The 12,272-nt window shown below is 68.6% G+C and carries 11 protein-coding genes; 5 read left to right on the forward strand and 6 right to left on the reverse strand.

Going from position 1 to position 12,272, the window contains the following annotated elements:
- The first annotated feature begins 96 nt into the window (after positions 1 to 96).
- On the forward strand, positions 97 to 1,518 hold the full coding sequence (locus ABE546_RS14945; protein WP_346464301.1) for a diguanylate cyclase: 1,422 nt from the start codon (positions 97 to 99) through the stop codon (positions 1,516 to 1,518).
- Between the two features lie 70 nt (positions 1,519 to 1,588).
- Here ABE546_RS14945 and ABE546_RS14950 read toward each other — a convergent pair whose 3' ends face one another.
- Entirely contained in the window at positions 1,589 to 2,035 is a 447-nt protein-coding gene (locus ABE546_RS14950) for a universal stress protein (protein ID WP_346464302.1), read from the reverse strand.
- Between the two features lie 148 nt (positions 2,036 to 2,183).
- On the opposite strand from ABE546_RS14950, the gene ABE546_RS14955 reads away from it, so the two are divergent.
- The 4 genes from ABE546_RS14955 (at position 2,184) to ABE546_RS14970 (ending at position 7,395) form a co-directional block, all read left to right on the forward strand.
- Positions 2,184 to 3,098: a LysR family transcriptional regulator gene (locus tag ABE546_RS14955; RefSeq protein WP_121039741.1), complete on the forward strand. Its 915-nt coding sequence runs from the start codon at positions 2,184 to 2,186 to the stop codon at positions 3,096 to 3,098.
- A 180-nt stretch (positions 3,099 to 3,278) separates the two neighbouring features.
- Complete coding sequence (locus ABE546_RS14960; protein WP_346464303.1) at positions 3,279 to 4,820, forward strand: MFS transporter; 1,542 nt, start codon at positions 3,279 to 3,281, stop codon at positions 4,818 to 4,820.
- A 17-nt stretch (positions 4,821 to 4,837) separates the two neighbouring features.
- Positions 4,838 to 5,893 carry an HlyD family secretion protein gene (locus ABE546_RS14965; protein ID WP_313219616.1) on the forward strand — a complete coding sequence of 352 codons (1,056 nt, stop codon included), beginning with the start codon at positions 4,838 to 4,840 and terminating at the stop codon, positions 5,891 to 5,893.
- Positions 5,893 to 7,395, forward strand: a complete 1,503-nt coding sequence (locus ABE546_RS14970; protein ID WP_346464304.1) for an efflux transporter outer membrane subunit — start codon at positions 5,893 to 5,895, stop codon at positions 7,393 to 7,395. The genes ABE546_RS14965 and ABE546_RS14970 overlap by 1 nt, the downstream gene beginning before the upstream one ends.
- Here ABE546_RS14970 and ABE546_RS14975 read toward each other — a convergent pair.
- The 5 genes from ABE546_RS14975 to ABE546_RS14995 all read right to left on the reverse strand — a co-directional run bounded on the left by ABE546_RS14975 (position 7,368) and on the right by ABE546_RS14995 (position 12,242).
- Positions 7,368 to 7,706 (reverse strand): hypothetical protein, encoded by a 339-nt coding sequence (locus ABE546_RS14975; protein ID WP_346464306.1) that lies wholly within the window; start codon positions 7,704 to 7,706, stop codon positions 7,368 to 7,370. The genes ABE546_RS14970 and ABE546_RS14975 overlap by 28 nt on opposite strands.
- 112 nt (positions 7,707 to 7,818) lie before the next feature.
- Positions 7,819 to 8,763: a DegV family protein gene (locus ABE546_RS14980; protein ID WP_313219619.1), complete on the reverse strand. Its 945-nt coding sequence runs from the start codon at positions 8,761 to 8,763 to the stop codon at positions 7,819 to 7,821.
- 89 nt (positions 8,764 to 8,852) lie between these two features.
- The gene (locus tag ABE546_RS14985; RefSeq protein ID WP_346464314.1) at positions 8,853 to 9,485 is read right to left on the reverse strand and encodes a DsbA family protein; all 633 of its coding nucleotides are present in this window, start codon (positions 9,483 to 9,485) and stop codon (positions 8,853 to 8,855) included.
- A gap of 73 nt (positions 9,486 to 9,558) precedes the next feature.
- Positions 9,559 to 10,821, reverse strand: coding sequence for an amidohydrolase family protein (locus ABE546_RS14990; protein ID WP_346464315.1), 1,263 nt, complete (start codon positions 10,819 to 10,821; stop codon positions 9,559 to 9,561).
- Between the two features lie 14 nt (positions 10,822 to 10,835).
- Positions 10,836 to 12,242: an amidohydrolase gene (locus ABE546_RS14995; protein ID WP_070425916.1), complete on the reverse strand. Its 1,407-nt coding sequence runs from the start codon at positions 12,240 to 12,242 to the stop codon at positions 10,836 to 10,838.
- Between the last annotated feature and the right edge of the window lie 30 nt (positions 12,243 to 12,272).

The raw sequence follows: 12,272 nt of genomic DNA on the forward strand, positions 1-12,272 counted from the left end.
TGCCGCGCCCACGCCGTCAACGCGGGATGAATTGATCCCCAGGTGCCGGGCAACCTTGTATGTTGGTCGCAACGCCGCATCGGAATGGAAAGCCGCATGGTGGTCTGGCTGTCGGTACTGTACCTGCTGTGCCATGGCATCGCGCTGGTGCTGATGCCCGCGCATGCGCTGCCGGTGTCCTATGCGTTCCTGATCGGAGCGCCCCTGCTGGCGGGGCTGGCCTGTGTGTGGCGGGGGCGCCGCAGCGCCTCGATCGTCGGCTGGGTCGCGATGGCGCTGGGCATGGGGCTGTGGGCGGCAGGCATGGCGTTGAACATGTACCAGGAGGTCGGCCGAGGCAACGCCGATGCGACGCCGGGGCTGAGCATGCTGCTGTACGTGCTGTACGGCGTGCCGCTCACCTTCGCGATGGCCCATCCGCGGCATGAGCCGTGGTACCTCAGCCTGATTGATGCGCTGCTCGCGCTGCTGCTCGGCTACCTGTTCTTCGTCTACACGTTCTCCTTCGCCACGCTCAACGATGCGGGCGAGGACGGGATCGCACACCTGCGGCTGATGTTCGATGTGGAGAACATTTTCATCGCCGGCTTTGCGCTGCTGCGCTGGCGGGCGAGCGAAGATCCCTCTCGGCGCGTGTTCTTCCGGACGTTGTGCGTGTTCGCCTGGGTGTACCTGGGTGTTGCCGCGTACATCAACCACGTCGAGACGGAGGGCAGCTACGGCGGCCTGGTCGATCTGCTGATCGATGTCCCGTTCCTGTTGCTGGCGATCATGGCGCTGCGGCCTTCCCGACGCAGTGAAGTGCGTGTGCCGCGCGCGCTGGTGATGGCCGTGCGCGCCGGGAGCCCCTTGATCCTGGCCCTGTCGCTGATGGTGGTGTCGGCATTGATGGTGCGCGAGCATCCCTATCTGGCCGTAGCCGGGTTTGCATTGGCTACCGTGGGGTCGGGCCTGCGCAGTGTGTTGATGCAGATGCGTTCGTTCGCGCGGCAGGACCAGCTCGATGCATTGTCGCGGATCGACAGCCTCACCGGCCTGGCCAACCGACGCCAGTTCGACCAGAGCCTGCGTGATGCGTGGGAGCAGGCGCGGCGAAGCGGGCAGGGGATCGCGTTGCTGATGGTCGATATCGACTGCTTCAAGGCGTTCAACGACCGCTTCGGGCACCCGGCCGGCGATCAATGCCTGCGCCTGGTCGCTGCAACGTTGGCGGGGTGCGCGGTGCGCAGCACGGATCTGGTTGCCCGTTATGGCGGTGAGGAATTCGCCGTGGTGGTGGCATCCACGCCGCTGGCAGGCGCCCCTGCACTCGCCGAGCGCATGCGCCGTGCAGTGGAGCAGCTGCAGTTGCCTTCCGCTGAGTCGGGACGACCGGTGACGATCAGCATCGGCGTCGGGACCGTGCCGAGGGTGTTGGACGCCGATCCTGCCGAGCTGCTGGCGGCGGCGGATGCCGCGCTGTACGCCGCCAAGCGGGGCGGGCGCAATCGGGTGGAAGCGGGCGGCGCACCGGGCTGAGCGCGATCACCGTTCGCCGCCGGGCCAAGGCACGGCCGCGGCCGATGGATGACGGCACGCCGGCGTTCGCTCAGGCATCGCCACCGCGCACTTCCACCAGCACCGGGCAGGGCGCATGGTCCACTGTCCATTGCCCGACCGAGCGGTCCAGCAGGCGTTCCAGCCGCGACAGGTGGCGATGGCCAATGACGATCAGGTCACAGCCGTGCTGGCGGGCATGATCGCAGATCACCTGCGCCGGCTCGCCGGCCGGGTGGTGGCCGATGCCGTCGATACCGCGCTCGCGCAGGCTGTTCAGGGCGGTGGCAAGCAGCTGTTCGGCCTGGTGGACCTGGGCGTCGGCGGCCGGATACTCGGCGTGCTCGGCACGGGGTGCGTCGTCGGCCAGCGCGAAGGCGGGGTCCAGCACGCACAGCAGGTGCAACCGGGTGGAAGGCCCGGCCAGCGACCCGGCGAGGTCCAGTACCTGGGCGTGCTGTGGGCCGCCATCCAAGGCGACGAGGATCTTGGTGAACATCGGCAATCTCGGCAGAGGGGGCGCTAGGGTCGCGCACCGTTGGCGCTGGACCCATGCCGTGCGCCGCAGCGGAGCCGTGCGTTGGGCGCATCAATACCGGTTTTGGATTGCAGTAAAGTCACCGCCACACGTTGAAGGTGATACTGCCGTGACCATGCCCGATCTGAACCTGCTCATTGCCCTGGATGCCCTGATCGAGGAGGGCAGCGTCGTGGGCGCGGCGCGGCGGATGAACCTCAGTGCCCCGGCGATGAGCCGTACCCTGGGCCGCATCCGCGAGGCGATCGGCGATCCGGTGCTGGTCCGCGCCGGCCGTGGCCTGGCCCCGACCCCGCGCGCGCTGCAACTGCGTGAGCAGGTGCGCGGGGTGATCGAGCAGGCCCACCTGGTTTTCAATGCCGGCCGCGAGGTCGACATGCTGACGCTGGAGCGCACCTTCAGCATCCGCGCCAACGATGTGTTTGTCGGCACGTACGGTGGCCGCATGCGCGAGTTGTTCAAGGCGCAGGCGCCGTGCTCGGTGCTGCGGTTCGTGCCCGAGGGCGATGGGGACGACGATGCGATGGCGCAGGGCCGGATCGATCTGCACATCAGCGCTGTCAGCAAGCTGAGCGCCGATACCAAGGTGCAGAACCTGTTCAGTACCTCGTTCTTCGGTGCCGCCCACGAGGGCCACCCGATCTTCGCCGGCGAGATCACTGCCGAGCGCTTCGTGGCCTTCGACCACATCGCCGTATCGCGCCGTGGCCGGTGGTATGGCCCGATCGATGAGGACCTGGAAGCGCTGGGGCTGACCCGACGGGTCGCGCAGATCATGCCGACCTTCCACTCGGCGATCTTCGCCGCGGCCGATTCGGACCTGATCCTGCCGCAGATGCCCAGCGTGATGCTGGGCCGGCTGGAACGCCTCGGGGTACCGCTGCGCCTGTTTGAACTGCCGATTCCGGTCCGCAGCGCGATTGTCGTGCAGGCATGGCATCCCCGCCTGGACAGCGATCTGGCGCATCGCTGGCTGCGCCGCAGCATCAAGGCGATGTGCGACGCGGAGTCCACGCAGGCCTGACGCACTGCGACCCCGGCCGCCTGCACGGTCACCGGTGAGGCGTGCGTCTGATGCACGCCAGCGATGGCCGGCGCAGCATTTTTCGCAGCATTGGCGCTGCCTAGACTGCCGCTCCCCGTCGTGGAGTGGACCCATGTCCGTGTTGTTCCCGCTGCATCCCCCGTACCCGGGGGGTGTTCGATGACTGCTGTTGCCGCCCCGTTGCCGGCAGCAACTGCCGTGCCGGCTGCACCGCCCGCGCAGGCGGTGTTCGGCCTGCGTCTGGCCGTGGGCCTGTGCGGCGTGCTGCTGGCTGTGCTGATCTCGGGTATCAACGAAAACGTCACCAAGGTCGCGCTGGCCGACATCCGGGGCGCGATGGGGTTCAGTGCCGATGACGGCAGCTGGATCATCGCGCTGTACACGGCGATGTCGGTCAGCGCGATGGCGTTTGCGCCGTGGTGCGCGGTGACCTTCTCACTGCGTCGCTTCGCACTGGTGATGATCGGCGCCTTCATGGTGCTGGGCGTGCTGTGTCCGTTCGCACCGGATCTGCCCTCGTTCCTGATCCTGCGCGCGCTGCAGGGGCTGGCGGGCGGCGCGCTGCCACCGCTGCTGATGAGCGTGGCGCTGCGCTTCCTGCCGCCGGGCATCAAGTTGTACGGCCTGGCCGGCTATGCGCTGACGGCCACGTTCGGGCCGAGCCTGGGCACACCGATGGCCGCGCTGTGGGTGGACTACGTGGGGTGGCACTGGGCGTTCTGGCAGATCGTGCCGTGGTGTGTGGCCGCGCTGGGCATGGTGGCATGGGGCCTGCCGCAGGACCCGCTGCGGCTGGAGCGTTTCGCGCAGTTCAACGGGGTCGGCCTGGCGCTCGGGTTCCCGGCGCTGGTGATGCTGGTCATCGGCCTGGTGCAGGGGCCGCGCCTGGACTGGTTCGCCTCGCCGCTGATCTGCCTGCTGCTCGGCGGTGGCACTGGCCTGTTGGCGCTGTTCTTCTACAACGAATGGTCGCACCCGCTGCCGTTCTTCAAGCTGCAGCTGCTGGCCAACCGCAATCTGAGCTACGCGCTGATCACCCTCGGTGGCGTGCTGTTCGTGCTGCTGGCGGTGATCATGATTCCCTCCAGCTTCCTGGCCAAGGTGCAGGGCTACCGGCCGCTGCAGACCGCGCCGATACTGCTGTGGGTCGCGTTGCCGCAGCTGATCGCGCTGCCGCTGGTGGCGACCCTGCTCAACCAGCGCCGGGTGGACAGCCGCTGGGTGCAGGCGATCGGCCTGGGCCTGCTGGCGTTGGCCTGTGGCCTGGGCGCGCAGCTGACCACCGATTGGCACCGCGACAACTTCGTGTGGCTGCAGGTGATCCAGGTCATCGCCCAGCCGATGGCGGTGCTGCCGCTGCTGATGCTCGCCACCGGCAGCCTGGCGCCGACCGATGGCCCCTTCGCTTCAGCATGGTTCAACACCGTCAAAGGCTTCGCCGCGGTCCTCGCCGGTGGCCTGCTCGAGGCGGTCACCACCGCGCGCAGCCATCTGCACTCGACCGCGCTGGTCGACCGGATCGGCAACGCACCCTGGTTTGACGCGGGCGCCGCACCCGGGCTGGGCGCGCGTCTGCATGCGCAGGTCGTGGCGCTGACCTCGGCCGATCTCTATCTCCTCGTCGTGTGGGTGGCGGTGGCGCTGATCGCGCTGATTCCGTGGCTGCCCACACGCATGTATCCGCCACGTGCCGTGGCTTGAATTCAAGGAACTCCCCTGTGTCCCTGCATCGCAACTCCGTTCCCTTCGTCATCGCTGCCGGCCTGCTGCTGCTCGCCGGCGGCGCCGGGTGGCTGCTGCACGATGGCCGCCATCAATCCACCAACAACGCCTATGTCACCGCGGACTTCACCGTGGTCGCGCCGAAGATCGCTGGCTTCGTCAGCGAGGTCCGCGTGCGGGACAACCAGACGGTCAAGGCCGGCGATGTGCTCGCGCGCATCGATGATCGCGACTATCAGGTCGCGCTGGCGGCCGCGCGTGCCGATCTCGCCAATGCACGGGCGCAACTGGCCAATGCGCAGGCCGCGTTGGCGCAGCAGGGTTCGGTAATCGATCAGGCCCAGGCCAGTGTGGATGTCAGTCGCGCCGAGCTCAGCCTCGCCCAGGCCGATCAACGCCGCTATCAAGCGCTGGCCAGCGACGGTGCCGGCACCGTGCAGAACGCACAGCAGGCGCAGTCGCGCCAGGCGGTGGCCAGTGCGCATCTGCAACAGGGCACCGCGGCCGTGGTCAATGCACGCCAGCGCACTGCGCTGCTGACCGCCAGCGTGCAGTCCGCGCAGGCCGCCGTGGAGCGGGCCGACGCCGCACAGGCCCGTGCCGAACTGGATCTGTCGCATACCGAGCTGCGCGCGCCCATCGATGGCATGGTTGGCCGCCGCGCAGTGCGCGTGGGGGCTTACCTTACCCCGGGCACGCCGGTGCTCGCGGTGGTGCCGCTGCAGCAGGCATTCGTCGTCGCCAACTTCCAGGAAACGCAGATGACGCGCATGCACGCCGGACAGCGCGTAGACGTGCAGGTGGATGTGTTCCCCGGCCAGTCGCTGCACGGCCGGATCGACAGCATCGCCCCGGCGACCGGGGTGACCTTCGCCGCGATCGCGCCGGAGAACGCCACCGGCAACTTCACCAAGGTGGTGCAGCGGATACCCGTGAAGATCGTGCTCGACGAAGGCCAACCGCTGGCCGGCAAGCTGCGCGCCGGCATGTCGGTGGAGGCGCGCGTGGATCTGGACAGCGGCGGGCGTGGGCTGCCGGGGGAGGGCGCATGATGCGCCGGCAGACGGTGCGCCTGATGGCAGGCAGCGCGCTGTGCACCGCACTGGCGGCCTGCACCCTCGGCCCGGACTTCGTGCGGCCCCAGGCAAGCCTGCCCGCGCAGTGGGAGGGGGGCGTGATCACCTCGGCGGCCTTCGCTGATGACGCGGCGTGGTGGAACGGCTTCGAGGATCCGCTGCTGGTGGCGCTGGCGAGCCAGGCCATGCGCGCCAATCTGGATGTGCAGCTGGCGGCCAACCGCGTCGCGCAGAGCCGCGCGCTGCGCCGGAGCAGCGCCGCCGACCGCGTCCCGGCCGTCGGCGCGACGGTCGGCGCCACCCGTGCGCGCAACAGCGAAGTGGGTTTGAACGATCCGTCCGGCAATGCCGGGCGGGAGGACTATGGGCTGTTCCAGACCGGTATCGGCCTGAGCTGGGAGCTGGATCTCTGGGGCCGTGTGCGCCGCCAGGTGGAGATCGCCGATGCCCGCGTGCAGATCGCCAACGAAGACTGGCACGCGGTGCAGACCGCGGTGATGGCCGAAGCCGCCGGTACCTATCTGCAGCTGCGCGCGACGCGTCAGTTGCTGGCGATCACCGAGGACAACCTGCACATCGCGCGCGACGTGCAGCGGCTGACCCTTTCCCGCCAGCAGCAGGGCGTAGCGACCACCTTGCAGGTGGCCAGTGCGGCCGCGCAGGTGGCAGCGCTGGAGGCGCGGGTGGCACCGCTGCAGCATCGGCAATCGCACCTGCGCAATGCGCTGGCCCTGTTGCTGGCGCGCTCCCCGCAGGCGCTGGACGCACAGCTGGAAAACGCGCGGCGCGATTGGCCGGCGTTGCCCGGCATGGCGGCCGGGCTACCCAGCGACCTGGTCGAGCGCCGCCCGGACATCCGCCGCGCCGAAGCGGCCCTGCATGCGGCGACGGCTGGCATCGGTGTGGCCAAGGCCAACTTCCTGCCGCGCATCACCCTCAATGGCGATGCCGGCTTCCAGGCCAAACAGCTCGACGACCTGGACGGCTGGAACGCCCATCGTTTCAGCATCGGTCCGGCGATCAGTCTGCCGATCTTCCAGGGCGGCAGGTTGAAAGCGAACCTCGCTCTGAGCCGGCTGCAGGAACGCCAAGCTGCGCTGCAGTTCCAGAAGACGGTGCTGCAGGCGTGGCACGACGTGGACGATGCGATAGACGGGTACAGCGCGGAGCAGCGACGCGGGCAGGCGCTGCAGGTGGCAGTGGAGGAAAGTGATCGTGCCTTGATGGCTGCGCGTCGTCAGTACCAGGCCGGGGTGATCGATATGCTCGACGTGCTGACCACCCAGCGCATCGCGCTGGACAACCAGGCAGCGCTGGCTGACAGCCAGGCGGCGGCTGCGATCGCACGGGTGGATCTGTATCGCGCGCTGGGTGGCGGCTGGCGCGATGTGGGGGTAGGCGTGACCCGCGCTGGCAGCGCGTCGGCTGCCAGCGGGCCGGGCAACATGGCTCAACGCACGTTGCGCAGTTCCCAGTGACTGCCGGCCAGCATGCGCAGGCGCTGCTTGAACACGTCGCTGTCGATGCTGGTGGTGGCGCAGAGGTTGATGCGCAGATCATCCTGCGCGCCGGTCACGGTGGCGGCCGGATCGGTCGCGCCCCACTGCGGGTCGACCGCGTCGGGATCGTCCTGTTTGGCGCGCCAGCGGTCGAACAGCACCGGGGTGCGCAGGGCATTCTGAAGCTCTTCGGCCAACCCTGCCGCGCCCTGGGCGTGGAAGGACAGGTCCGGATCGCTGCCGCGCGCCTTGGCCGGGTCCGGCAGGCTGATGTCGTAACTAACTGGCATGGTTACCTCCATTGAATGCGGCAAGGCTGGCAGAGACGCGGTGCAATCCGCGTGCAGAACCCGCGGCCGTGCCCGGATCGTGGCATGGCCGCGGCGATGCTGACCAGTGCGGTCAGCCGTTGAAGGTGTGGGGGCCGTCGGCAAACCCGATCGTCACCGCGCCCTTGCCCACGTTGACCATGCCGGTCAGGCTCATCACCGCCTCGAACACATCCACGCCATGCGCCTGGCAGGTCTCACGCAACATGGCGTAGCCGGGCAGGGCCTGCAGGTCGGCCAGCTCGCCGCCGTAGCTGATGCACACGGTTGGCGTCATCAGGCCGCCCTTGACCCGCTGGCCGACGAAATCGAACAGCTTCTTCACCGCATTGTCGAAGCCCTTGATCTTGGCCACCGGCCCGGTCTCGCCGCGGTAGCCATGCAGCACCGGCTTGATGTCCAGCGCGCTGCCCAGCGCGGCGCTGATCAGGCCCACGCTGCGGTCGCCCTTATGGCGTGCACGGGCGCGCATGTAGTACAGATCGCGGGTGATCATGTAGCCGTGCACGTTGTTGGCCAGCAGCTCCAGCCGCTCGCGGATCTGCTGCACGCTCGCGCCACTGTCGCGCAGGCGCACCGCTTCCACCGCGGTCACGCCCTGTGCGGCGAACAGGTTCTGGGTATCGAGCACGCGCAGCGCGAACGGTGAGTTGAACCCTGCCGCCTGCCGTACCGGCTTGTAGTCGTTGAGGATCGCGAAGCTCGCCTGCATCGCGTTGTCGTGGATCGGGCTGCGGGTCTTGGTGATCGTCATGCAGAAGACATGGTCGTAGTCGATCACCAGCTTGCCCAGGAACAGGTCCCGGATCTGGTTGACGCTGAACGGAATGGTTTCCGCCTCGGCGCCGTGCTCGGCCACATGGGCATGCAGAAAGCTCAGTGTCGCCTGTTCGTCGCGATGGTCCGCCAGCACGGCCTCGCCAATGCGGACGGTGATCGGCAGCAGCACGATGTTGTGTTGTTCAATGAAATCCTGCGGCAGATCGCACGCAGAGTCGACCACGATTCCGATGCGCATCCTGTGCCCCTCCGGCAGGTTGTAGGTTCGGAAACGTGAACGCTATCTCAAAACGGCTCGCCTTGCCTGACCGGGGAGCCGGCCCGGGCTCAGCGGCTGCGTTCCACCGCCACCGGCAGATCGTTGATCCGGGCCCACTCCCCCTGCTCAAGCAGGCGCGGATCGGCCAGCACCGCCTGCATCAGCGGGTGGGCATCGTTGCCCCAGAACAGTTCGCTGCCGATCGCCAGCGTCGGGACGCCGAACACGCCGGCCGCCAAGGCGGCATCCGTATTGCGGCGTAGCGCTTCCTTGACCGACGGCTCGCTGATCGCCGCGGCAACGTTGGCGATGTCCAGCATCGCGCCGGGCAGGGCGAGCGCGGCCGCACTGTCACCGGCGTGGCCGTCGCGCCAGATCCAGTTGAACAGGAGGTCGACCGTCTCGTGAGTGGCCCCGGCGGCCAGGCACAGGCGCAGGGCGGCCAGCGGATTGAATGGGTGGCCCGCTGGAAAACGCAGTGTCACCCCGGCGCTGCGGGCCTGCCACAGCGCCTGGCGATAGGTGAACACCCGCTTGGCCGGAATCTCCGCCGGGCCCAGATTGCCCAGGTGGTGCAGCACCGCGCCGAAGGCGATCGGCACCGGCACAATGCTCTTGAACTGCGGCAGGGCCTTGAGCTGCTGCCAGTGCAGGTAGGCGAACGGTGAGACGAAATCGAAATACCAGCGCAGGGCCATGATCGGATGCTCACGTTGCGGGACGGCAGTGCCGCCGAACGCAGGGCCGCCGCAGGCAGCGGCCCTGTGCAGGGACTCAGCGCGAGTATGCGCGCGGTTCGCTCGACGCCGGCGCCTGGTAGCGGTCGCGCAGCTCGGTCTGGCGCGACCGCATCGGCATCGCGCGACCGCCCAGCCAGACCTGCTCGGCGTAATGCCCGACATCCAGCGGATCGCCTTCCCACAGCACCAGATCGGCCAGCTTGCCCGGCTCGATGGTGCCAAGCCGGTCGCCGACGCCCAGCGCCTGGGCCGGCACCCGGGTCAGGCCCGCCAAGCCATCATCCCAGGGCAACCCGTTGGCGACGGCATTGCCGGCCAGCTGGCGCATCTTGCGCGCGTTGTGCGAGGCATCGTCGCGCTGGGCGAAGCTGACCGGCACGCCGGCCGCCTTCAGGCGCGCGGCGTTCTGCAGGGTCGCGCCGAGCTGATCGAAGCTGCTCGGCAGGTTGCCCAGCCCATCCACGAACACCGGCACGCCGGCCTGGGCCAGCTGCGGGGCCAGGCGCCACGCCTCGGCACCGCCGGCGATGGCGATCTTGACCTTCTCACGGGCGGCCCAGCGCAGCAGCTGGCGGATATCGGCCGCGCGGTCGACCTGCACCACGATCCGGCCCTGGCCGGCGAGGTAGCGCCCCAGCGTGGCGCGCCCGGCCGGTGTCAGCAGCGCATGCGGAGAGTCCGCCGGCACGCGCCCACGTGCCTCGCTGACCATCTGTTCCAGCAGCATCCACTGGGCGGCACGCGAGGTGCCGGTCAGCTCCGCACCGGACGCGCCGAGGCGGATGAACAGCGCCTGCGGGCCGACCGGGTCAGCGCTGCCGTCCAGCCGCATCACGCCGCCCTGGCCGGCGATGAAGCCGCCGCCGGTGTTCGCCCCGAGCAGCGTGAAGCCGATGCCATCCAGCCGCGCGACCGGGATCAGCACCGAATCCGGATTGAAGGCCAGGGTGACATCGAATTCCGGACGCAGCGGCTGGTCTTCCAGCTTGAGCGCGCTGTCGACCGTGGCCGATTCGCTGGACACCTCTTCGATACCGATGTCGGTGATGCCGCCGAACAGCGCCGGGGTGAGCGGCTTGCCCGCGGCCTCGACCACCGCTACACCGGGCGGTGCGGACAGGCCGGGACCGACGGCGCGGATCACACCGCCCTGGATCAGCACATCGCTGTGCTCCAGGCTGCCGCGCGCGGCGGCGGTATGCACGGTGGCATTGCGGATCAGCAGATCCTGCGCGAACACGGATGTCGCCACGCAGGTACCCGCAAGCAACAGCAGTGCGCGTGGCAGCAGGCGCATCGGGACGCGGCGGCTCATGGGCGTGCCTCCTGGCCGAGCATGAAGTCCGACAGCGGCTGCCGCCTCACGTCCTGGCGGTCATAGACCTGGTGGCCATCCACGTAGACTTTCTCGGCCAGCGCATAGGAGCTGAAAGGACTGCCGTTCCACACCACCACATCGCCCATCTTGCCGGCCTCCAGGCTGCCGGTCTGCGTCTCCACGCCGAGCGAGCGCGCTGCGTTGGAGGTCAGCCACATCATGGCCCGCTCCGGGGCGATCTCGATGCCGGCACGACGTGCGTTGGCGATCACCTTGGCCGCCTCCTGGTTCAAGCGCTGGATGCCCTCGGGCGAATCGGAGTGCACGATCGCGCAGCTGTTGGCGGGGCGGTCGACCAGGGCGATGTTCTCCTGGATGCCATCGAAGGCTTCCATCTTGAAGCCCCACCAGTCGGCCCACAGCGCACCGCACACGCCTTCCTCGGCGAGCCGGTCGGCCAGCTTGTAGGCCTCCACCGCATGATGGAAGGCGGCGATCTTGAAGCCGAACTCCTTGGAGAGATCCAGCATCGTGGCCATCTCATCGGCGCGGTAGCAGTGGATGTGCACGCGGATGTCGCCCTGGATGGCGCCGGCCAGCGTATCCAGCTTAAGATCGCGCTTGCCGCCACTGTCGCCGGCACTGTCGCCCTTGTCGTCACCGCTGAACCAGCGCTTCTTTTTCGGCTGTTTCGGGGTGTTCTTGGCGATGTATTCGCTGGCATCGATGAAGGCCGCGCGGTAACCGGCGACATTGCCCATGCGCGTGCCCGGCGCCGTGCCCTTGCCGCCGTAGACGCGCTTGGGGTTCTCGCCACAGGCCATCTTCAGGCCCCACGGTGCGCCGGGGAACTTCATCGACTGATAGGTCGTCGCGGGTACGTTCTTCAAGGTCACGCCGCGGCCGCCGACCAGGTTGGCCGAGCCGGGCAGTACCTGCATCGAGGTCACGCCGCCGGCCAGTGCCGCAGCAAAGCCGGGATCCTGCGGCCACACCGAGTGCTCGGCCCAGACATTGGCGGTGACCGGTGCGGTCATCTCGTTGCCGTCGCTGTGCGCACTCACGCCCGGGCTGGGATACACGCCCAGGTGCGAGTGCACATCGATGATGCCGGGGGTGACCCACTTGCCCTGGCCGTCGACACGCACCGCATCGGCGGGGGCTGTGAGGCCGGTACCCACCGCCGCGATGCGGCCGTCGCGCAGCAGCACATCGGCGTTGTCCAGGCGCACGCCGGTGCCGGTGAGCACGGTGGCATTGCTGATCAACACCGGGGCCGAGGCGATCGGCGCATAGGTACTGGGGTAGGGATCCTGGAGGAAGCGCGACGCGGCGGGCGCCGGCGCGGACACGATCGACATCAACGCCAGGCCAACGCCGACGCTCAACAACTTCTGCATGGTTCTCCCCAAGCCGCATGGACACAATTC

The organism is Stenotrophomonas sp. TWI377 (assembly GCF_039674525.1).
Classification (GTDB): Bacteria; Pseudomonadota; Gammaproteobacteria; order Xanthomonadales; family Xanthomonadaceae; genus Stenotrophomonas.